The sequence below is a fragment of the Streptomyces venezuelae genome (assembly GCF_008642335.1).
Lineage (GTDB): Bacteria > Actinomycetota > Actinomycetes > Streptomycetales > Streptomycetaceae > Streptomyces > Streptomyces venezuelae_F.
This window is the reverse complement of sequence record NZ_CP029191.1, coordinates 149,241-170,339: the sequence shown is the minus strand read 5'-3', so window position 1 is coordinate 170,339 and position 21,099 is coordinate 149,241. Positions and strand designations below refer to the sequence as shown.

Annotated in this window: 13 protein-coding genes; 8 read left to right on the top strand and 5 right to left on the bottom strand. The window is 73.6% G+C overall.

From position 1 onward, the window contains the following. Window positions 1–98: 98 nt before the first annotated feature. Window positions 99–851, top strand: a complete 753-nt coding sequence (locus DEJ49_RS00745; protein WP_150187955.1) for a DJ-1/PfpI family protein — start codon at window positions 99–101, stop codon at window positions 849–851. Window positions 852–1,000: 149 nt separating this feature from the next. Here the strand turns inward: DEJ49_RS00745 and DEJ49_RS00735 are convergent, their stop codons facing one another. From DEJ49_RS00735 to DEJ49_RS00725, 3 genes are all read right to left on the bottom strand, one after another. Continuing rightward, window positions 1,001–2,215: an alanine--tRNA ligase-related protein gene (locus DEJ49_RS00735; protein ID WP_150181875.1), complete on the bottom strand. Its 1,215-nt coding sequence runs from the start codon at window positions 2,213–2,215 to the stop codon at window positions 1,001–1,003. 415 nt (window positions 2,216–2,630) lie between these two features. Continuing rightward, on the bottom strand, window positions 2,631–3,074 hold the full coding sequence (locus DEJ49_RS00730; protein ID WP_223832665.1) for an HPP family protein: 444 nt from the start codon (window positions 3,072–3,074) through the stop codon (window positions 2,631–2,633). Window positions 3,075–3,584: 510 nt separating this feature from the next. After that, window positions 3,585–4,076 (bottom strand): diadenosine tetraphosphate hydrolase, encoded by a 492-nt coding sequence (locus tag DEJ49_RS00725; protein WP_411757124.1) that lies wholly within the window; start codon window positions 4,074–4,076, stop codon window positions 3,585–3,587. Window positions 4,077–4,213: 137 nt separating this feature from the next. Between DEJ49_RS00725 and DEJ49_RS00720 the strand changes: the two genes are divergently transcribed. Next, window positions 4,214–4,879 carry a ScbR family autoregulator-binding transcription factor gene (locus DEJ49_RS00720; protein ID WP_150181874.1) on the top strand — a complete coding sequence of 222 codons (666 nt, stop codon included), beginning with the start codon at window positions 4,214–4,216 and terminating at the stop codon, window positions 4,877–4,879. A 1,413-nt stretch (window positions 4,880–6,292) separates the two neighbouring features. Here DEJ49_RS00720 and DEJ49_RS00715 read toward each other — a convergent pair. Both DEJ49_RS00715 and DEJ49_RS36685 read right to left on the bottom strand, forming a co-directional pair. Continuing rightward, window positions 6,293–7,063: a glucose 1-dehydrogenase gene (locus DEJ49_RS00715; protein WP_150181873.1), complete on the bottom strand. Its 771-nt coding sequence runs from the start codon at window positions 7,061–7,063 to the stop codon at window positions 6,293–6,295. 588 nt (window positions 7,064–7,651) lie between these two features. Next, a complete protein-coding gene (locus DEJ49_RS36685) occupies window positions 7,652–8,272 on the bottom strand; it encodes a ScbR family autoregulator-binding transcription factor (RefSeq protein WP_150181872.1) in 621 nt (206 codons plus the stop codon). Window positions 8,273–9,602: 1,330 nt separating this feature from the next. Between DEJ49_RS36685 and DEJ49_RS00700 the strand changes: the two genes are divergently transcribed. From DEJ49_RS00700 to DEJ49_RS00670, 6 genes are all read left to right on the top strand, one after another. Further along, window positions 9,603–9,815 (top strand): acyl-CoA carboxylase epsilon subunit, encoded by a 213-nt coding sequence (locus DEJ49_RS00700; RefSeq protein ID WP_150181871.1) that lies wholly within the window; start codon window positions 9,603–9,605, stop codon window positions 9,813–9,815. A gap of 1,151 nt (window positions 9,816–10,966) precedes the next feature. Next, a complete protein-coding gene (locus DEJ49_RS00695) occupies window positions 10,967–12,490 on the top strand; it encodes an acyl-CoA carboxylase subunit beta (RefSeq protein ID WP_223833145.1) in 1,524 nt (507 codons plus the stop codon). A 1,065-nt stretch (window positions 12,491–13,555) separates the two neighbouring features. Next, a complete protein-coding gene (locus tag DEJ49_RS00690) occupies window positions 13,556–14,245 on the top strand; it encodes a ScbR family autoregulator-binding transcription factor (RefSeq protein ID WP_150181870.1) in 690 nt (229 codons plus the stop codon). A gap of 681 nt (window positions 14,246–14,926) precedes the next feature. Beyond that, the gene (locus DEJ49_RS00685) at window positions 14,927–15,919 is read left to right on the top strand and encodes an AfsR/SARP family transcriptional regulator (RefSeq protein WP_150181869.1); all 993 of its coding nucleotides are present in this window, start codon (window positions 14,927–14,929) and stop codon (window positions 15,917–15,919) included. 620 nt (window positions 15,920–16,539) lie between these two features. Further along, the gene (locus DEJ49_RS00675; protein WP_150181867.1) at window positions 16,540–17,361 is read left to right on the top strand and encodes an AfsR/SARP family transcriptional regulator; all 822 of its coding nucleotides are present in this window, start codon (window positions 16,540–16,542) and stop codon (window positions 17,359–17,361) included. A 2,122-nt stretch (window positions 17,362–19,483) separates the two neighbouring features. Beyond that, the gene (locus tag DEJ49_RS00670; protein ID WP_150181866.1) at window positions 19,484–20,443 is read left to right on the top strand and encodes an aromatase/cyclase; all 960 of its coding nucleotides are present in this window, start codon (window positions 19,484–19,486) and stop codon (window positions 20,441–20,443) included. Window positions 20,444–21,099: the final 656 nt, after the last annotated feature.

The following is a 21,099-nucleotide window of genomic DNA, read 5'->3' as shown; positions in this document are numbered from 1 at the left end:
AGAGGCGGGTATTGGTGAATGTGCACAGGGATGGCGGAGCGACCGGGGCCGGTGATCGGCGGGTGCGGCCGAGTCGGCGCGGGGTGCTGAAGGGCGCGGTGTCGGGGGCGGCGGTCGCGGGAGCGGTTGGAGCCGTTGGAGCCGTTGGAGCCGCGGCAGCGGTCGGAGTGGGCGCGGGACCGGCGCGGGCGGCGTCCGGGAAAGCCCGGTTGGAGGCCGCCGTGCTGCTCTACGACGGCTTCACGGCGCTGGACGCGGTGGGTCCGTACGAGGTGCTCTGCCGCGTCCCGGGCCTGCGGGTGACGACGGTCGCCCGCGAGGCGGGCCCGGTCCGTACGGACACGGGGGAGCTGAGCCTGGTGGCGGACCGCGCGATGCGGGACGTACACCGTGCCGATGTCCTGCTGGTCCCCGGAGGAGGGGATCGAGGAGTGACGGCGATGCTGGGCGACGCGACGGTCCACGAGTGGATCCGCCGCGTCCATCGCCGGTCGGTCTGGACGACGTCCGTGTGCACGGGCTCACTGATCCTGGGGGCGGCGGGCCTGCTCCGCGGCCTTCCCGCGACGACGTACTGGGCGGCGCGACCGTACCTGGAGAAGGTCGGCGCGACGTACAAGCCCGGACGCTTCGTCGAGGCGGGGAAGATCATCACGGCAGCGGGCGTCTCCGCGGGTATCGACATGGGCCTGCACCTCGCCGCCCGCCTCTCGGGCACCGAGGTGGCGGAGGCGATGCAACTGGCGGTCGAGTACGACCCGGACCCGCCGTACGACACCGGCAGCCCGGAGAAGGCGGACGCCGAAACGGAGGCGCTCGCCCTCAAGCTGATCGCGGACGCGGCGGTCTGAGAGCGGGCCGCAGGCTCCCCGGCCCGCCCTGTGCACCCGTGCAGGTCAGTACTCGGGCGATTGCGATTGCGGTGGCGGTGGCGGTGGCGGTTGCGGTTGTGCTTACGGTCGCGATCACGGCAGCGACCGCAAGCACAATCGCGGCCCGATCACTCGCGCGACCGCAGGCTGAGCACGAGATCGCGCGGCAGACCGTGCGTGTCGTGGAGATAGCGCAGGCGCTCCTCGTCCAACGGTCCGCGGAACCGCGGCTGGGCCAGAATGCGTCGCCCTCGCTCCAGAAGCCGACGGAACCGCTGCTCCTCGTCGAGCAGGATCACGCGTACGTCGACGGGGTCCATGCCCTGACGAAAGTGATCCAGAGTGTGCCGCACCAGCTCGTCCGGCAGATCCCCGAGACTGCGCGACCCGCCCTCCTCACGCCAGAGGACGGTCAGCAGACGCCGCACCAGCCGACGCAACACGTACCCGCGACCGGTATTGGTCGGCCGCACCCCGTCGCCGATGACCACGACGGCGGAACGCAGATGGTCGCAGACGAGCCGCAGCGACGTCTCGTCCAGCGGCCACAGCCCCGGCACGAGCCGGCGCCAGGGCTCGAAGATGTCGCTCTCGAACACCGACGACTTGCCCTGCAGGGTGGCGACGAGCCGTTCCAGACCGAGTCCGGTGTCGACGTTGCGCTGGGGGAGTGGGACGAGGGAGCCGTCGTCGAGCCGGCGGTAGCGCATGGTGACGTGATTCCACATCTCGACCCAACGGTTGTCCTGGGAAGGGGTGGGGTGGGTGGAGTGGGGGTGGGTGTGGGTGGAGTGGATCGGGGCGTCATTGCTCCGCCCGCCGGTCCAGAGGAAGATCTCTGAATCGGGACCGCACGGCCCGGTGGGCCCGTTGGACCACCAGTTGTCGTCCACGGTGAATTCCACCGGAACCCCGAGCTCCTCCCACATCTCAAGGGAAGCGGTGTCGGGGTCGGTACGGTCGTCACCGCCGAAGACGGTGGCGTACATCATGCCCGGATCGACACCGAACCCCTCGGTCAGGAGCTCGTACCCCCACCGCAGACTCTGCGGCCCTTCGTAGTCGCCGAGCGACCACGTGCCGAGCATCTGGAAGACGGTGAGATGTGTGGGGTCGCCGACTTCTTCGAGGTCGGTGGTGCGCAGACAGCGCTGCACGTTGACGAGCCGGTTGCCGAGAGGGTGCGGGCGGCCCTCCAGATACGGGGTGAGGGGGTGCATGCCGGAGGTGGTGAACAGTACGGGGTCGCCGGGCGGCGGCAGCAGGGTCGACCCGGTGATACGACGGTGTCCGCGCTCACGGAAGTAGTCGACGAAGGTGCGAACGACGTGATCGGTGTTCATGGGGTAGGTGGCTCCTTAGCTGATTTAGCTGTTCAGCGGGGAGGCACCGGACAACGGTCCGCACGACGGTGGGTCGACGATTCGACGAGTTGATCGATCGATGGACCGGTGGGTGGATCGATCGACGGTCATCGGTGGTTCGGATACGAGCCACGAGTCGCCATCGGCGGGCCGTTTCCGGTCGCCGATGGAGAGGGAAGGACGTCAGATGTCGACGTCAGACGTCAGGCGGCGGCAACCGGCGAGCTGGTCGCTCGCGCGGTCGCGTTGGTGCGTGGGCCTGTGACGTTCATGTGGCCGAGGATAACGAGCCCGGCAGACGAGGTCACGCGATTATCGCCGGACCCGTCCCTCTACTGCCTACCGAGCTCCCGCTCCCCTATCCGCTGGGCTCCCTACAGCCCGCCCGCAGGGCTCACCACCAGTAGGCGGGGTAGCGCGGTGTACGGGGACGGGCGTACGAGGCGGCCCAGCCGGCGAGGACGAGCAGCCCCGCGGACCCCACGAGCAGGGGTACGAAGGTGGCAGGGCGCGGCGTGTTCAGGACGATGACGACGGCGGTCGCGCACGCGGGGGAGTGCTGGGTACGGGCCACGGTCATCACGGCGAGACCGATCCCGGCGGCGAGGGCTGCCGCCCACGGGGAACTCCCCGCCGCGGCGAGGACCGCGTAGCCGACGGCGGCGCACAGCAGATGCCCGGCGATCACACTGCGAGGCTGAGCGAGGGGCAATCCGGGCGCGCAATGAATGATCGCCGCGGACGCGGCCAGTGGGGGTATGAGCACGGGCTCGTGGATGACGGACCCTATCGCCACCAGAACGAGCAGCACGGCGGTCGCGGCGCTGATGTTGTGCAAGGCGGCACCGGGCGAGGGCGGAGCGGGCGCACGACCGGCGAGCCGGGCGGAGAAGCGGGTACGAGGGCGGGTGCGAGGCGCAACGGCTACGGCGGACGGAGTCGCTGTGTGGGTTGCGGTTGTGCCTGCACTTGCGGCTGCGGGGACAGCAGGCTGTGTGTCGACTATTTCGTCGGTGCTCAAGACAGTGCGATTCCGGGGCAGGGCCGACGGGAAACCCGGACGGCGATGGCAGAAGGGCAGGAGTCGGCCCGTCTTCCCTCGCGGTCGGCAGGGACGTGGGCACCGGCGGCGGTCCGGGTCGGGATATCCGCGTACTCATCCGGGATTCTACGAGGCGCGCTGACGTAGCCGCAGGTCAGGTCAGGTCAGGTCAGGGTCCTGATCAGCGCGACGCACCACGATCACCGCACCGGGAACTGCCCGGTCCGCAGGTCCGATGCAGGTCCAACGAGGTCTGATGCCGGTCCGGTGCAGATCCGGTGCAGGGGTGCGAGTCCGGTGCGGAGGTCAGTCGCCTGCGGCAAGCCCGTCGAGCTCGGCACCGATGCTCACCCGCAGCGCATCGTGCCGCGGTCCGAGCGCGAACCGCTCGTCACTCCACCGTGCACGCGGATAGAGCCAGACCGGTACGCCGACAAGGTCCGCGGGTTCCCACTCGTAGCGCGGCCATACGTGGGCTTGCAGAAAGGGATCCCTATTACCGAGGATCTCCAGATTCACGCGCCGGAAGGCGGGATCCATCCGTCGACAGACTCTCTCGACCGCTTCCCCCAGCTGGTCCATATCGGACAGAAACTGCAACCGCCGCTTCTTGGGCAGGTCCGACAGCCGCTGCACTCCGGGTTCGTCGACGAGAAGTACGGAGTACCCCGGCAGAAACTGCACGTCTCCGATCACAGCGAACCCCGCGGTCATCTTCCGCAGTACGGTGGGATTCTCCCCTTTAAGGGCGCTCCCGATCCGATCGCGCTTCCAGCTGGCGCCTATTCCTGAGCTCATGCGATGAGAATGTACACATTCTGGCCGCGCAAGACGTTATATTGGCGACCCGGCTTGGCTGCTTGGGTGGGTGTTGGGTTTGGTGTTGTTGGTGTTGGGTTTGGTTGGTGTGGGTGTGTGGAGGGGTGGTGTGTGGGGTGGCGCGGCAGGAGCGTGCTGTTCGGACGCGGCGGGCGGTGTTGGAGGCTGCTGCGGTGGTGTTTGCGGAGTGTGGGTATTCGGCGGCGACGGTGTCGGATATTTTGCAGGTGGCGGGGGTGACGAAGGGGGCTTTGTATTTTCATTTTGATTCGAAGGAGGCGTTGGCGCGGGGGGTGTTGCAGGCGCAGGTGGCGTTTGCGGGTCCTGTGCAGGAGTTGAAGGTGCAGGAGTGGGTGGATGCGGGGTTGTTGTTGGCGCATCGGTTGCCGCGGGATCCGGTGGTGAGGGCGGGGGCGGTGTTGTCGTCGGATCCGCAGGGTCGTGAGCATTATGGGAGTGCGTGGCCGGCGTGGATTGAGTTGTCGGCGCAGACGTTGGCGGAGGCGAAGGAGCGGGGGGAGGTGTTGTCGCATGTGGTGCCGCGGCAGACGGCGGAGTTGATTGTGTCGGCGTTTCATGGGGTGCAGTTGTTTTCGCAGTTGGAGTGTGGTCTGGCGGATGTGGAGCGGCGGATTTCGGTTTTGTATGATCATGTGATTCCGGCGATTACGGTGCCGGCGGTGTTGGCGCGGTTGGATTTGGCGCCGGATCGGGGGGCGCGGTTGTATGCGGAGGCGGTGTCGGTTGCGCAGCCGTCGCTGGTGCCGACGTCGGCGGGGTGAGGGTGGCGGGTTCCGGGGTGTGGTGCGCGGGTGTTGTGTGGGGGGTGTCGGGGTGTCCGGGGATGGGGTTTTGCCGGCGGTGGGCGTGGGGGGTCCGGTGCTGGGGGTGCGTGGCTGGTTGAGGTGCTGGGCGGGGGGTTTGCTGTGCCGGGCGGCGGACGGCGGGCGGCGGGCGGCGGGCGGTGGGCGGTCTGAGTGGTCGGGTTCTTCGTGCCGGTTGGCCGGGCGCTTTTTAGTTTCTGGTTTTGGGTGGCTGGCTTTTAGGGTTTTTGGGTGTTTTGGGCCGGGTCGGGGGTCTGGGTGCTGGGTGTTCGCGCCTGACCGGTGATTCTGTGTTTGTTTTCTTCGGTGCGGTGGGCGGTCTGGGTTCCGGGGTTCTTCGTGCCGGTCGGCTTTGCCCTGGTTTTTGTTTCTGGCGGTCGCCTGGGTTGTGGTTCCGGGTGCTTCGTGCCGGCTGATAGTCCTGGTTTTGGGCCGGGTCCTCGACGCCGGATAGGGGTGTTGGGCTGCCAGGTTTTTTTGCGGGGGCGGCTGTGTTTTCGGGCTGGCGGGTGTCTTTCTGTCTGCTGGGTTTGGTTGTGGTTTTTGTGTGCCGGTCGGCGTTGTTGGGATGTTGGTTTCCGCGGGCTGCTTTTCTGTGTGCTGGGTTTGGGCGGGGTTGGTGGTCTGGGTGCCGGGTTTTCTCGGCCGCCTGGTGGTCTTGGATTTTTGCGGTTGATTTTTCCGGGTTCCGGGTTTTGGGTGCCTTTCGCCGGCCGTCCAGCACCCACCGGACGGAGAACATCCCCGCCCTCACACCGGCCGGAGCGACAGCACCTGCGGCTTACCTCCGGCAGCCGCGACTTCCCCATCAAGGCCACTTGAACACGCAGCACTACAACGGCAGCGGGCACGCCTTCCCCGCAACAGACCCCAACCGCCCCGCCATACCCCCGCAGGCACCCCACCACCGGAACGCCGAACACCAGGGCCCGACCAACAGGCCATCAGCCAAGCCTGGGTTGTGGTGGTCCAGGCGCATCCTCTTGGGTCCGGTTCCTGCCGTGGGTGCGTAAGCCTGCGGGGCGCTTGGGGTACGCGAGTTTGCAGGTCGCTTTGGGTGCCTGAGCCCGCGGGTCGCTTTGAGTGCGCGCGCTTGCGGGGTGCGCGCGCTTGCGGTGTGTTTTGGGTGCGGGGGCTGCGGTGTGCTTGGGGTGCGCGGGCCTGCGGGGGTTTCCGTCGTAGCCGGGTGTGGAGTGGCTGTGCGGGGCCCTTCCGAGGCTGGACGCGTGTGGCGGGTTGGGCCGCCTGGAGTGTCGGCAGGGCGGTGACTTGGGAGTTTCCGGTCGCCTGTCCGGCTTGGCGTGTGCGGGCACTGCGGGGTGAGAGCTGTACCGGTTGGTGTGGGGTCGTGTGTGGGGTGGTGGGTGGGGGTTACCAGGTGGTGGCGCCGCCGTCGATGGTCAGGGTGGTGCCGGTGATGAAGGAGGCGTGGTCGGTGCAGAGCCAGGCGGCGGCTTCGGCGATTTCTTCGGGTTCGGCCATGCGGTTTTGGGGGGAGGAGGCTTTGCTTTTGGCTTCTTGGGCGGGGTGGCGGGTGAACCAGTCCTGGACCATTTCGGAGCGGGTCAGGCCGGGGGCGATGGCGTTGACGCGGATGTGGTGGGGGGCGTATTCGACGGCGGCGACTTTGGTGAGGCCGATGACGGCGTGTTTGGCGGCGATGTAGGGGGCGGCGACGGAGGTGGCGACCAGGCCGGCGACGCTGCTGGTGTTGACGATGGCGCCGCCGCCGGTGGTGAGCATGGCGCTGATCTGGGGGCGCAGGCAGTTCCAGACGCCGCGGACGTTGGTGTCCATGATGAGGTCGTAGGTGGCGTCGTCCATGAGGTGCAGGGGGGTTTTGGCGGCTGCGGCGCCGGCGTTGTTGAAGGCGGCGTCCAGGCGGCCGTGGGTGTTGAGGGTGTGGGCGACGGCGCGTTGCATGTCGGGGGCGCTTTGCACGTCGGCGGTGCAGTAGGAGGCGTCGGCGCCGGCCGTGCGGAGTTCTTTGACCAGGGTCTGCAGGCGGTCCTCGCGGCGGGCGACCAGGACCACGCGGGCGCCTTCGCGGGTGAAGACGCGGGCGGCGGCGGCGCCGATGCCGCTGCTGGCTCCGGTGATCAGGGCGACCTTGCCGGCGAGGTTCTTTAGGGGCGGGGTCATGGGCCGGGTGTCTCCTTGGCTGGGGCGGGGTGTGCCGCCGGGGTGCCTGTTTCCCGCCCGGGGGGGGGCGGGATGATCTGCCGGCAGCCTAGCGTGCACGTTCGATAACGGGCCCTGGCTTCCTGCCTCTTGACCCCTGCCCTGCGGGGCCGTCTGCCGACGTGCCCGGGCCTGCCGGGTGTTGCCGGCGGGCCGGGGCGTTGTCCCCTGCTTCTGCCCGGTGTTGGCCCGCCCCGCGGCTGCCGGGGGGCGGATGTGTCTTCGGGGCCTGGTTCCGCGCGGGCGCCTTATCCGGGAGGGGGAGAGGGGAGGGCCGGGCGCCTCGGGGAGGCCCCGGGGCGGCCCGGCCTGCCCGGCCCAGTCGTCCCCGCCCCGCCCCGTCCCCCCTGTCCCGCCCCGCCCCGCCCTGTCCCGTCCCGCCCTGTCCCGCCCCTTCCCTTCCCGTCCCGCCCCTTCCCGTCCCGCCCCGTCCTGTCTCGTCTCGTTTCTTCCTGTCGTGTCCGTGGCGTGGTCGGGTTTTGGGTTCTGGTCTGTTGTGGGTTCGTTGGGCTAGGCCGGGTGGCAGGGCGTGGGGTGGTGGGGGGTGGGTCAGGGGGTGGGGGTGCCGCCGGGTTGGAGGGTGGGCAGGGTGGGTGGGCTGGCTACGGAGGGGAGCAGGAGTTGCCAGAAGGTGGTGAGGGAGGAGGTGGAGAGCCAGCCGCGGTTGGCGCGGCTGAGGACTTCCAGGCCCACGGTGGTGGCCACCACGGTGGCGACCAGGCCGTCGGGGCAGACGCCGGCGGCCAGGGCGCGTTCGTCGGCGGCGCGGGTGACCAGCCGGCGGACGCAGGCCTGCCATTCCTGGCGCAGGTCCAGGGGGGTGCGCGGGCCCGTGTCGCAGTTGAGGCGGAAGCCGGCGCGGACGACCACGTCGTGGTGCAGGAGGTGGACCATGCGGTGGGAGAGGTCCATCAGGCTCTGGATGGCGCTGCTCTGGCCCAGCGGGATGGCCTGGGCGGTCGCGCGCAGGGTGCGGGCGGCGGCCTGTTCCACGGCGTCGGCCACCGCCGCCTTGTTCTCGAAGTGGAAGTGCAGCGCGCCGCGGCTGACGCGGGCGCCGGAGCTGATCTCGTCCAGGCTGGCCCGTACGTAGCCGTACCGCTCGAACAGCTCGGCGGCCGAGAGGATGAGGGCGTTGCGGGTACGGGTGGCCCGTTCCTGCTTGCTCACTGGTGACTCCCGTCACGAATCGTGTCCAGACCGCGTATAAAACCAACTTGCCGGTTTGATCTCCAGAGGCGGGCCGAACCCCGCTGCGGGAACGGTGCGGCGTGACGCATTCCGCTTGCCTGTCCGCCGGTCCCCGCGCGGTGGCCACCTCGGCAGGTGTCCGTGGGGCGGGCCCGGGGCGGCGGGGGCTGCTTTGGCCGGAAGCCGGGGGTTCCGTTCCGGCCCTGGGGCGGGCCGGGCGGGAGGGCGGGGGCGGGGAACATGCCCGTGACATTAGCCCCGTTAAAAACCGTACAAGCGGTTTTTAATGAAACCGTGTGTCACCTCTGCCCCTTCAGGCTGTCCCCGCCGCGGGCCTGGGCGGCCCTGCCGCCGCCCCAACGGCCCGGCCCCAGCGGCCCGGCCCGGACGGCCCGGCCCCAGCGGCCCGGCCCGGACGGCCCGGCCCGGACGGTCCGGCCCGGATGGTGCGGTCCGGTCGGTGCGGAGGGTGCGGCCTGGTCGGTGCGTCGGCTGGGTGGGAGGGGCCCGGGGGGCGGAGTCGGGGGATGTTGTTCCGGGGTGGGGCGGGGCTGGGGGTGAGGCGGGGAGGCCGCGGCGGGGGGCGTGGGCCGGGGTGTGCGGGTCTGGCGTGCCGGGGCCTGAGTGCGGCTGCGGGGGTCGGGTCGTGGGCGCCGGGGGTGCGGTGCCGTGGCAGCCGTGCGCGGCGGCTGGGCTGCAGGGGGAGCGCTGAGGCCGGCTGGCTGCCCGCGGACGGTCTGGAGGGGCGGCAGCGGATCGGGCTGCGGGCGGTGCAGGAGGTCTGGGGGCGCTGGCCGTGGGGGAGCGGCCGCAAGGGGGGGCGCCGTCGCGGTGCGCGCCGGTGCCGGGCATAGGGTCTGTGGCCGGGCGGTGCCGGTTGTGCTGTTCAGGAGCCCTCTGCCGCCGGGTGGCTGACGTGGTGTCGCACTGGGCGGGGGGCGTCCGCGTACGGCCGGGACCCGGGCTGTTCGTGGGTGCTGGTGCTGGTGCTGGGGGCGGGGGTGGTGTGCGGGGTGGGCTGGTTCGGTGGCGTGTGCCGGGCGCATGGCCGTTGTTCGTGTGGGGCCGTCGCCGTGCGGGGCCGTCGGTCGCGGTGTGGGGCCCATCCGCGCGTGCGGGTCCGCCGTCTTGCGGGTGCCCCCCGGGTGGCCGGGCCCGGGGCCGTCTTGCGGCAGGAGGGGTGTTGGGGTGGGTGTGCGGTCCTGGGGCGGGTGGTCGGTGCGGGCTGGTGTGCGGGCAGCTCCAGGCAGACCCGAGCCTGTTTTGAGCCCGGCGGTCGACCGTTGGCGCTTAAAGGGGAGGTGGGGTCATGGACGCTGCCGAACGTAGGACCGCCCTGCTCAGGATCGAGCGCGGGCAGGCCAGCGACGAAGAGCTCGCCGCTGTTGCCGTGACACTGCTCTCGCTGGCCGCCGGCCGGCCGCCGGGCGGGGAGGACCGGCCGCACGCGCCGCGCCGGAGCGAGGCCTGGCGCCCGCCGGAGGCCGCCCGGGCCTACCGGGCACCGCACAGCTGGCGCTGACACACACGCACCGCCCCGGCCCCGGGCGCCGGCCGGCCCGCCCCTCCCGGAAGGGGGCACCCGAACCGGGACGCGTACCGGAACCGGAACCGACCCGGGACCGGCAACGGGACCGGGCCGGGACCGACTCGCCCCCTCCGGAACTGAAATCCCGGCCCCGGGGCCGGGATGGGGCCGGGGCCGGGACAAGGAACGGAGCCGTACCGGGAACGGGACACCAGGGCCCAGAACGGGAACTGGGGCCGGGAACGGAGCCGGATCCGGGGACGAGAACTGGCCCCGGGAACAGGAACCGGGAACGTGAACTGGACCCGGGAACGGACCTGGAACGGGACCGGGAATGGCAGTCAGAACCGGGAACGGTGCTGGGCCCGGGGCCGGGAACGGCAGTCAGGACCGGGAACACGGTGCTGGGCCGGGGCCGGGACGGCCTGGGAACGCAGTCGTGCCCGGGCCGGGACGCGAGCCCGGCGCCGGGCACCCGGGGCCTGGAAGCGATGCCGTACCCGGAAACCGGCCACCGGGGACCGGGGACGGTGCTGGATCCGCAGCCGGAACCCGGCTTCGGGGCCGGGCAGCCCGGGGCCCGGGAACGGTGCCGGGCCCGGGGGCCGGGAAACCGGCCCCCGGTCCGGACCACCACCCGGTCCGGACCACCACCCGGTCCGGACCACCACCCGGTCCGGACCACCACCCGGTCCGGACCACCACCCGGTCCGGACCACCACCCGGTCCGGACCACCACCCGGCCCGGACCACCACCCGGCCCGGGGCCCGGAACGGCCCCAGGCCAGGTCCCGGATGCCCGGGGCGCGGGACCCCAGGGTCCCCGGGCCCAGGGAGGTCCCGGGGACCCTGGAGGTCCTGGGGGCCCCGGGGGTCCTGGGAGCCCTGGGGGTCCCGGGGGTGTTGGGTAACGGGAAATTTCCCGGACATGAGATCCGCTGCAGCGGTCCGGTCCGTGGCGCGCTGCGGTCCGCTACCGGGGCCCGCCGCGGTCCGGCCGGGCCGACCGAGGAGAAAGGGGAACCGTCGTGGCGACGGTGACGGAGCCCTCCACACCGGACACGGCCGCAGCCCAGGCCGCAGCCGCAGCCGCAGCCGAGGCTGCAGCCGCAGCCGGGGCCGGGGCGCGCGGCAAGGCGGCCGAGCTGGCCGCGATCCGCGCGCAGGCGCTGGCCGGGCCGGGCGAGCAGGCCACCGCGGCCCAGCACGCCCGGGGCAAGCTGACCGCCCGCGAGCGCATCGCCCTGCTCCTGGACGAGGATTCCTTCCAGGAGGTGGAGCAGCTGCGCCGGCACCGGGCCACCGGGTTCGGCCTGGAGGCCAAGAAGCCGTACACGGACGGGGTCGTCACCGGCTGGGGCACGGTGGAGGGCCGCACCGTCTTCGTCTACGCCCACGACTTCCGCATCTTCGGCGGCGCGCTCGGCGAGGCGCACGCCACCAAGATCCACAAGATCATGGACATGGCCATCGCGGCCGGCGCGCCGCTGGTCTCCCTCAACGACGGGGCCGGCGCCCGGATCCAGGAGGGCGTGGCGGCGCTGGCCGGCTACGGCGGCATCTTCCAGCGCAACACCAAGGCCTCCGGCGTCATCCCGCAGATCTCGGTGATGCTGGGCCCGTGCGCGGGCGGCGCCGCCTACAGCCCGGCGCTGACCGACTTCGTGTTCATGGTCCGCGACACCTCGCAGATGTTCATCACCGGCCCCGACGTCATCAAGGCCGTCACCGGCGAGGACGTCACCCAAAACGGGCTGGGCGGCGCGGACGTGCACGCCGAGACCTCCGGGGTGTGCCACTTCGCCTACGACGACGAGGAGACCTGCCTGGCCGAGGTCCGCTACCTGCTGTCCCTGCTGCCCTCGAACAACCGCCAGGCCCCGCCGGCCGCGGCCTGCACCGACCCCGCCGCCCGGCCCACCCCCCGCCTGCTGGAGGTGGTGCCCGCCGACGGCAGCCGCCCCTACGACATGCACCAGGTGCTGGCCGAACTCCTGGACGACGGCGAGTACCTGGAGGTCCACGAGCGCTGGGCCCGCAACATCATCTGCGCCCTGGCCCGCCTGGACGGCCAGGTCGTCGCCGTCGTCGCCAACCAGCCCCAGGCGCTGGCCGGTGTCCTCGACATCGAGGCCTCGGAGAAGGCCGCCCGCTTCGTCCAGATGTGCGACGCCTTCAACATCCCGATCCTCACCCTGCTGGACGTGCCCGGCTTCCTGCCCGGCGTCGACCAGGAGCACGGCGGCATCATCCGCCACGGCGCCAAGCTCCTCTACGCGTACTGCAACGCCACCGTCCCGCGGATCTCCCTGGTGCTGCGCAAGGCGTACGGCGGCGCCTACATCGTCATGGACAGCCAGTCCATCGGCGCCGACCTCACCTACGCCTGGCCCACCAACGAGATCGCGGTGATGGGCGCCGAGGGCGCCGCCAACGTCATCTTCCGCAAGCAGATCGCCGCCGCCCAGGACCCCGGGGCGATGCGCGCCCGCCTGGCCAAGGAGTACAGGGCCGAGCTGATGCACCCCTACTACGCCGCCGAACGCGGCCTGGTCGACGACGTCATCGACCCCGCCGCCACCCGCGAAGTCCTCATCCGCGCGCTGGCCATGCTGCGCACCAAACACGCCGACCTGCCCTCCCGCAAACACGGCAACCCCCCGCAGTAACCGCCCCCGGCCCACCGGCCCGTCCGCCCACGTCCGCCCGGCCCGGCACCGTCCCTGTCCGGCCCTTGCGGGAGTACGCGGGACAGAGCGCCGCCCCCCCGGCACCCGCAGCCGCGCACACCGCCCCGGCCGGCCCCGGGCCGCCCAAGCCCCCCGGCCCGGGAACCGGGAACCGGGGCCCGGTTCCCGGGGCCTGGGGTCTGGGGGAGTGAAGTCCCGTGTCCCGGCGGCGCGTTCGCAAGGGCCGGCGGGCCACCGCTCCGCGCCCGGGCCCCTGGGCCTGCGCCCTCCGGGGCTGCGGGTCTCCCGGCCCCGCCGCGGGAGCCGGGGCCGAGGGCCGCGACCCGAGGGCCGCGACCCGAGGGCCGGGGGGCGGAGCCGCGGGGCCGCCCGGCCGTCACCATGCCGGCCAGCAGCCAGCAGCCAGCAGCCAGCAGCCGGCGGCCGGCAGCCGGTGGCCGCCGGTCACCGGCCGGCAACCGGGGACCGTCCGTCGCCCGCCAGCGGCCGCAACCGCTCGCCGGCAGCGGATAGCCGGCCGCCGCAACGCCAACCGCCGGCCACGCAACCGGAGACCGCCACTCACCCACCAGCCCCCCGGGTCGGCTTCCAGCCGCAACGTCAACCGTCAGCCAGCGACCGCCGGCAACTGCTGTCCGCCAACCGGCACCCACCACCCACCACCCGCCACCTGTCCGCCCGTCCGCCCTCGGCGGGCAGCCGCCCATCAGTGACCGCCGGCAGGTAACAGCCGCCACCCACTACCCACCACCCACCACCCGCCACCTGTCCGCCCGTCCGCCCTCGGCCGGCAGCCGCCCATCAGCGACCGCCGGCAGGTAACAGCCGCCAGCCGCCAGCCGCCAGCCGCCAGCCGGCACTCGCCGCGCCGACCGGCAACCGCCGGGCGGCAGCGGGCCGCTGCCGGCCCCGACCGGCACAATGGCGCCGGGAGCCGGCCTCCGGCGGCCGGAGCCGGCGGCGGGCCGTCCCGCGCCGGGTACGGGCCCGCGGCCGGCCGGCGGTGCGGGTCCCGGGGGCCGTGTCCAGTCCAGGAGAGCCACGATGGTGCAGCAGGAACGTGCCGCGCGCACACGGGAGTCACTGATGCGGGCGGCCGCCGAGGTGTTCGCCGAGGAGGGCTTCGTACCGGCCACGCTGGGCACCATCAGCCGGCGGGCCGGGGTCAGCACCGGCGCCCTGCACTTCCACTTCGCGAACAAACACGCCCTGGCCCGCGCCGTGGAGGCGGCCTCGCTGGCCACCTTGCACCGCATCACCCGCCAGGCCGAGGAAGACCACAGCGGCCCGCTGCAGCGCCTGGCCGCAGCCGGGAACGCCCTGCTGCGCGCCCTGGAACAGGACATCGTGGTGCGCGCCGGGTTCCAGCTGGTGGGCCCCGCCCCCTGGCGCACCGACCCGCTGGACCTGCGCGGCGCCTGGCAGCGCTGGGTCGAGACGCTGCTGCACACCGCCCGCCGCCAGGGCGCCCTGGCCGGCGGCATCAGCCCGGCCGGCGCCGCGGCCGCCGTCGTCGCGGCCACCGTCGGCTTCGCCGCGCTGGGCCGCACCGACCCCCGCTGGCTCGCCCCGCGCACCCTGGCCCAGTACTGGGACCTCCTGCTGCCCCGCCTGACCCCCCACCCCGCCACCGCCCAGGCCGCCACCACCTCCCACCCCGCCGGTCCCGCCCACCCCGCCGTCCCGGACGCCCCGCAGGACCGCAGCCACCCCGGCGGCCGGAGCACCACGTAGCGCCTGCGTTTGGGCGGCTGGAACACCCCCGGCGCGGCCCCGGCGCCCTCGGCGGGCCCCCGCCGCCCCACCCGAGCCCAAAACCCGCCCCTCCCGAGCCCAAAACCCGCCCCTCCCGAGCCCGGACCCCGCCCCTCCCGAGCCCGGACCCCGCCCCTCCCGAGCCCGGAACCCGCCCCTTGCGGCTCCCGCCACCCGCCGTTGCGGACCCCGGCCCGGCCCCTTCCGGCCCCAGGCCGGCCCTTCCGTACCCCGCCCCCGCCCCCGCGGGGCACCGCCCGCGCCCTTCCGGGCACCGCCCCGCCGCCAAGTCCCCGCAAATACCCGGCACTTCAGCCCCTGTTAGACCCAAAGTAAAACAGCGGACACCCGCTGTTTCAGGCGCCCGGACGGGCCGGTGGCCCGTCCCGGCCCGCCCCGGTCCGCCCTCACCCGTGCCGGACCGGCCACCCGCGGCCAAAACCCGCCCGTCCGCACCCGCGTGACCTGCCCCTTCCTCAAGATCCACTCAAGAAATGGCAGGTAGATCGCCTGAAGTCGACTCCAGCGCAGCTAGAAACCAGCTACGCGGTTTTGTATTGACAGCGGTCCCCGAATCTATTTGAATCTGGGTGCGGTAAGGGGATCGGCTCCGCGAGCGGCTACGGCGCGAGCGGCAACAACCACCTTCAGGGGGACGCTGTGGACATCGAGGTACTCGGCGCACTGGGGGTGCGGGAAAACGGTCGGTCCATCACGCCCACCGCCCCCAAGCCCCGCCAGGTGCTCGCGCTGCTGGCGCTGCACGCCGACCGGATGGTGCCGGTGTCCGCCCTGACCGAGGAGCTGTGGGGCGCGGCCCCGCCGCGCAGCGCCCGCACCACCTTGCAGACCTACGTCCTGCAGCTGCGCGAGCTGATCGCCGCCGCGCTGGAGCGCGACACCCTCCCGGACGCCACCGGCACCGCGGCCACCGGCACCGCGGCCACCGGCGCCGGGTCCGCGCCGGGCGGGACGGGCGCCGGTGCGGGGCCGGTGCGCAGCGCCAAGGACGTGCTGGTGACGATGCCCGGCGGGTATCTGCTGTGCAGCGGCGGCGGGGCCAGCGACGTGCGGACCTTCGAGCGGCTGGCGGGCGCCGGCTACCGGGCCATGGACGCCGGGGACTGCGCCGGCGCGGCCCGCCAGCTGCGCGAGGCGCTGGCCCTGTGGTCGGGCACCGCCTTCGCCGACGTCCAGGCCGGCCCGCAGCTGCAGATGGAGATCAAGCGCCTGGACGAGAGCCGGCTGTGCGCGCTGGACCGGCGCATCGAGGCCGACCTGCGCCTGGGCCGCCACCGCGAGCTGCTGGCCGAACTGACCGTCCTGGTCAACGGCTACCGCACCCACGAGAGCCTGCACGCCCAGTACATGCTCGCCCTGCACCGCTCCGGGCGGCGCGGCGAGGCCCTGGACGCCTACCAGCGGCTGCGCACCACCCTGGTGCAGGAACTGGGCCTGGAGCCCTCGGCCCGGCTGCGGCGCCTGCAGCGCTCCATCCTGACCGCCGGCCACGACCTCGCCGCCCCCACCCCCGCCGCCCCTGCCGCCCCTGTTGTCCCGGCCGCCGCTCCGGCCCCGGCCCCCGCCGGGGCCGGGGCCGTGCCGGGGGCCGCGCCTCCCGCGGCCCGGGTGCGGCTGGTGCCCACCGGCTGACCCGCCCCCCCGGGCCGGCGGCCCCGCCGGCCGCGGGCGGCCAGGGCCACCCGGCCCCCCGCCGCCCCCTGTGTCTGCCCTTCCCCTCCCCACGCACTCGCCCGCCGCGAGATCTGCGGCGGGCGAGCCGCGTGGAGAGCGCGTGCGCCGCCCCCACCGGCCACGCCGTGCACCACCCGCGTACCACCGCCGGCTGCCGCGCCCCACCGCGGCAGCGGGCCCGTACCGCCGCGCACCGGTGCCCCCGCGCACCGGTGCACCGCAGTTGGAACCGTTCACGGACGTGAGGACTTGACGGAGCAAAGGGGGGGAGGGGCGGTGCGCGACAACGTTTCCTTGCCCGTCGCACCGGCTTCACCCCGGGCCAGGCGCACCTGGCCCGCGCCGCCTAGCGTGCAACCCGCAAGGCGTGTACGGCGCCTGACGCCGCCTCACCCCTGCCCCTTCCCGTCCCCGTCCCGGTTCCCCTTCCGGCACCTGTTCCTGTTCCTGTTCCTGTTCCACGACCGGGGCCCCGTGGCCCGTACGGCGAAAGGAGGACGCCCCGCACCCGACCCAAGAGCGCCCGCGGCGACGGAATGCAGTCAAGACACACACTCGACGAAGTACGGAGAACACCCATGAAGATTCAGGTTCTGGGTCCGTTGAGCGCCGAGGTCAACGGGGGATCGATTGTTCCGACGGCACGCAAGCCGCGGCAGATCTTGTCCCTCTTTGCCCTCTATCCCGGACAGGTCATGCCCGTCCCCACGCTCATGGAGGAACTCTGGGGCACCGAACCGCCCCAGAGCGCGCTGACCACCCTGCAGACCTACATCCTCCAGCTGCGCCGGCACCTGGGCACCGCGCTGGGGCCCGGCACCCCCGGCACCGCCAAGGAGGTCCTGGCCACCCGGCACGGCGGCTATCTGATGCAGATACCGGCCGAGGGCGTGGACGTGCACGAGTACGACCGGCTGGCCACCGAGGGCCGTACCGCCTTCGAGAACGGGGACGACGCCACCGCCGCCGACCGCTTCCGCCGGGCCCTGGCGCTGTGGCGCGGGCCCGCGCTGGTGGACGTGCGGGTGGGCCCCATCCTGGAGATCGAGGTCATGCGGCTGGAGGAGTCCCGCCTGGGCACCGTGGAGCGGCGCATCGACGCCGACCTGCGCCTGGGCCGGCACTCCGAGCTCATCGCCGAGCTCACCGAGCTGACCGCGCGCTACCCCCAGCATGAGGGGCTGCACTCGCAGGCCATGGTGGCGCTCTACCGCTCGGGACGGCAGGCCTCGGCCCTGGAGATCTACCGCAAGCTGCGCATCCGCATGATCGAAGGACTGGGGGTGGAGCCCTCCCCGCAGGTGCAGCGGCTGCACCAGGCGATGCTGGCCGTCGATCCCCAGCTGGACGTCACGGCCGGGCCGCGGCGCACCTCCACGTTCGACCTCTACGCGGCCTGAACCACCCGGCACCGGCCGGCCGGTGCCCGCAACACCTGGCCCCGGCCGGCCGACGGCCCGCAACACCTGGCTCTGGCCGGCCGACGGCCCGCATACCCGGCCACCGGCCCGCCGACAGCCGGCCTGTGGGCCCCGGCCCGTGCGGCCGCCGGTCCCGCTCGCCGGGCCAGCCGGCGCCCGGCCGCCCGGCACGGCTTTCCGCTCGCCGGCTGCCCGGCCGCCGGCCGTGCGGTCGGTGGCTGACCGGTCGTTGATCGTGCGGTTACCGGCCGGTTGGCCAGGGCCAGGTCCTGACGGGCCCTTCGGGCCGGGCTGCCTGGTCGTCGGATATCCGGCTGACGGCCGTTTGGCCGGGGCACGTTGGCGTCCGACCGTTCGGCTCCAGTGGTCCGGCTGCCTGGCTTTCCGGCCGTTGGCTTCTGGCTGTCCGGGAGGCGATCGTTCGGCTCCGGCTGTCCGGCTGTCCGGCTTCCGGTTCGCCGGATGACCGACTTCCGGACGGTGGGCCAGGGCCAGCAGGTGTTCGGCCGTCCGGCCCCGGCCGTTCCCGTATCGGCCGTACGGCCAGGGGCGTTTGGGGCCCGGCCGTGCGGTCGGTGGCCGTCCGGACGCCGGATGCCTGGCTCCCGGCCGCTTGGCCGGCTGCCCCTTGGGGACTGGCCGTCCGGACGCCGGACGCCGGTCGCCCGGCCACGGCCGCTCGGTGTCCCCCCGGGCCACAGCCGCCGGCTGTCGGCTACCGGGTGTCCGGCCGTGGACATCCGGCAGCCGGATCGTCCGGCTGCCGGTCCTCGGGCGGGGCCGCTTGGTCACCGGCCTTTCGGCCACTGACCGTCAGCGGCCAGCCGTCGGCGGCCAGCCGTCGGTCATGGCTGTCCGGCGACCGGCCCTTGGCCCGCTGGCTGTTGGGCTTCCGCCGTCGGTCATGGCTGTCCGGCGACCGGCCCTTGGCTCGCTGGCTGTTGGGCTTCCGCCGTCGGTCATGGCTGTCCGGCGACCGGCCCTTGGCCCGCTGGCTGTTGGGCTTCCGCCGTCGGTCCCATGGCTGCCCGGCCACCGGCCCTGCGGCCACTGGCCGTTGGGCTACCGGTCGTGGCGCCATGGCTGCCCAATCACCGGCCGTCCGCCACTGGCTGCCGCCGCCGGGCCCATGGCGCCTGATCACTGGCAAGACGGCCAGGCTAGGGTCACTTGGCCATCGGCGGTCCGGGCGTCGGCCTTCCGATAGGCCGGGCCACCTGCTCACCGGCCGTCCGGTCCTGGCCTTCCGATGGCAGGCCACTTGGCCACCGGCGGTCCGGCGCCAGCCTTCCGACGGCCGGGACACCTGCTCACCGGCGGCCGGGACACCTGCTCACCGGCGGTCCGGGCCTCAGCCACCCGGCGGTCGGACGACCTGGTCACCGACCGCCCGGTTACCAGCCGCCCGGCGGTGCGGCCACCGCGCCCCCAGCCCCCTCCCGCCATCTGGCCCCCGCCTCCGGGCTCCGGCGGCCCAGCCCCCGGTCGCCCAGCCCCCTGCAACCACCCGGTCGCCCAGCCCCCTGCAACCACCCGGTCGCCCAGCCCCCGTGGACCACCCGGGCTGCCCGCGCCGCACCCGCTCCCCGCGCGCGGCGCCCCGGCCGAGCGGCCGGACGCCGGCCCGGACGCCGAGCCGAAGACCGGACCGGACGGCGGACCGTAGACCGGACCGGACGCGGAGACCGGGCTGGACACCAGGCCGCACGCCAGGCAGCGCACCAGGCCGGGAGTCCGGGCCGCAGGCCAGGCAGCGCACCAGGCCGGGAGTCCGGGCCGCAGGCCAGGCGGGACACCAGGCCGCAGCCAGGCCGCAGCCTCAGGCGGCCGAGAGCCGGGCAGCAACCCCCACCCCCCTCCCGCCCCCTCCCATCGCACACCCGGCACGGGACGAGGCGGACTCGAGCCGTCTCCGGGTGCGCGTCGAGCCGGATGGGGCACACTGCACAGACCACCGGCCCCACTCCGGACGCGCTCCACCCCGGACCCGCCCGCCCGCCACCGGGCACCCGCCCCGCCCCACCGCGTTGCACCACCCGGCCCGGCCCGGTCCGACCTGCCCCGACCAACGCGCGCACAACACAACAGAAAGGGGGGCCCGGTGCCCGGCGAGCGCATCCACCGGCTGTCGCACACGCGGGAGGTGGCCGCACCCGCCGCCACCCTCTACGCGCTGATCGCAGACCCCGAGCGCTGGCCGCTCTACCTGCCGCGCAACATCTACGCCCAGCGCCTGGACTTCGACGGCGTCCACGAACGCGTGCGGGTCTGGGCCCTGGCCGAGGGCCAGATCGTCTCCTGGACCGCCCACCGCACCCAGGACCCCGTACGCCGCCAGATCGCCTTCCGCCAGGACCTGCTCATGGAACCCGCCACCTCCATGGCCGGCCGCTGGAGCGTGCAGCCGCTGGATCCCGGCCGCTGCCGGGTGACCCTGGAACACGAGTTCACCGCCGCCCCCGACCGGCCCCAGGACGCCATCTGGCTCGCCCAGGTCACCACCGACAACACCCGCTCCACCCTGCGCAGCCTGCAGTTCCTGGCCGAACGCTGGACCCGCCTGGACCAGCTGGCCCTCTCCTTCGCCGAGTCGATCCGCGTCCACGGGCCCGCCGAACTGGTCTACGGCTTCCTCTACGACGTCGCCGACTGGCCCGGCCAGCTCCCGCACGTGCGCCGCGCCGCCCTGGAAGAACCCCACCTGGGCATCCAGAAAGTCGCCCTGGAACTTGCCGCCGACGACGGCGGACCCGCCCGCAACGTGGCCGGCATCCGCATCTGCTTCCCGCACGCCGGCCGCATCGTGCACAAGGCCACCGTGCCCCGCCCGCTGCTGGCCGCGCACTGCGGCGAATGGTCCGTCCTGCCCGACGAACGCGGCGTCACCGTCGTCGCCCAGCACCACGCCCTGCTGCGCGAGGACCACATCGAACAGGTCCTGGGCGCCGGCACCACCCTGGCCGAGGCCCGCCGCCGCATCCGCGCCGACCTCGCCCGCGACAGCCGCCAGACCCTGCAACTGGCCCGCCACCACGCCGAATCCGCCATCCGCGTCCTCTGACCCCGCCCCGGCCAACACCGCCCCCGCCCCGGCCCGCACACGGACGCCGCCCCCGCACACGGACGCCGCCCCCGCACACGGACGCCGCCCCCGCACACGGACGCCGCCCCCGCACGCGGTGGCGCCGCCTCCACACGCGGCGCCCCCCCCGGGACGGCCGGAGCCCGGAGCGTCCCCCGGACCCGCACCCCACCCGCCCGCCTGGCCGCCCGCCCGCCCGGCCGGCCGGCGGGGGAGGGGCGGCACGCACCGCTGCATACGCCCCCCCAAGGCGTTGTGCCCGGCCCGGCCCCCCCCGGGCGTGCGCCGTCCGGCCGCCCCGGACGCCCGCCCCCGCGGCATCCGACCCGACCGGGCCTGCCGCAACCCCAGGCCCAACCGGGCCTGCCGCAGCCCCAGGCCTGTCCGGTCCTGCCGCAACCCGGGCCCAACCGGGTGCCCTGGCACGGTCGTTGAGATGGCATCCGTTACGGGGAGGGAGGTAGGGGCGCCGCCCCGGGGCGCAGGCGGGGCGGCCGTGCACCGCGGCCGCGGTGGTGGGGGAGTGCCGGGCCCGACCCGCCGGAGCGCGGCGGGCGCCCTCCGCACGCTCCCGTCCCCGCCCCGGCACCGCGGCAGCCAACTCGCCCCCGTCCAGCGGGAGATGCGGACGCCCT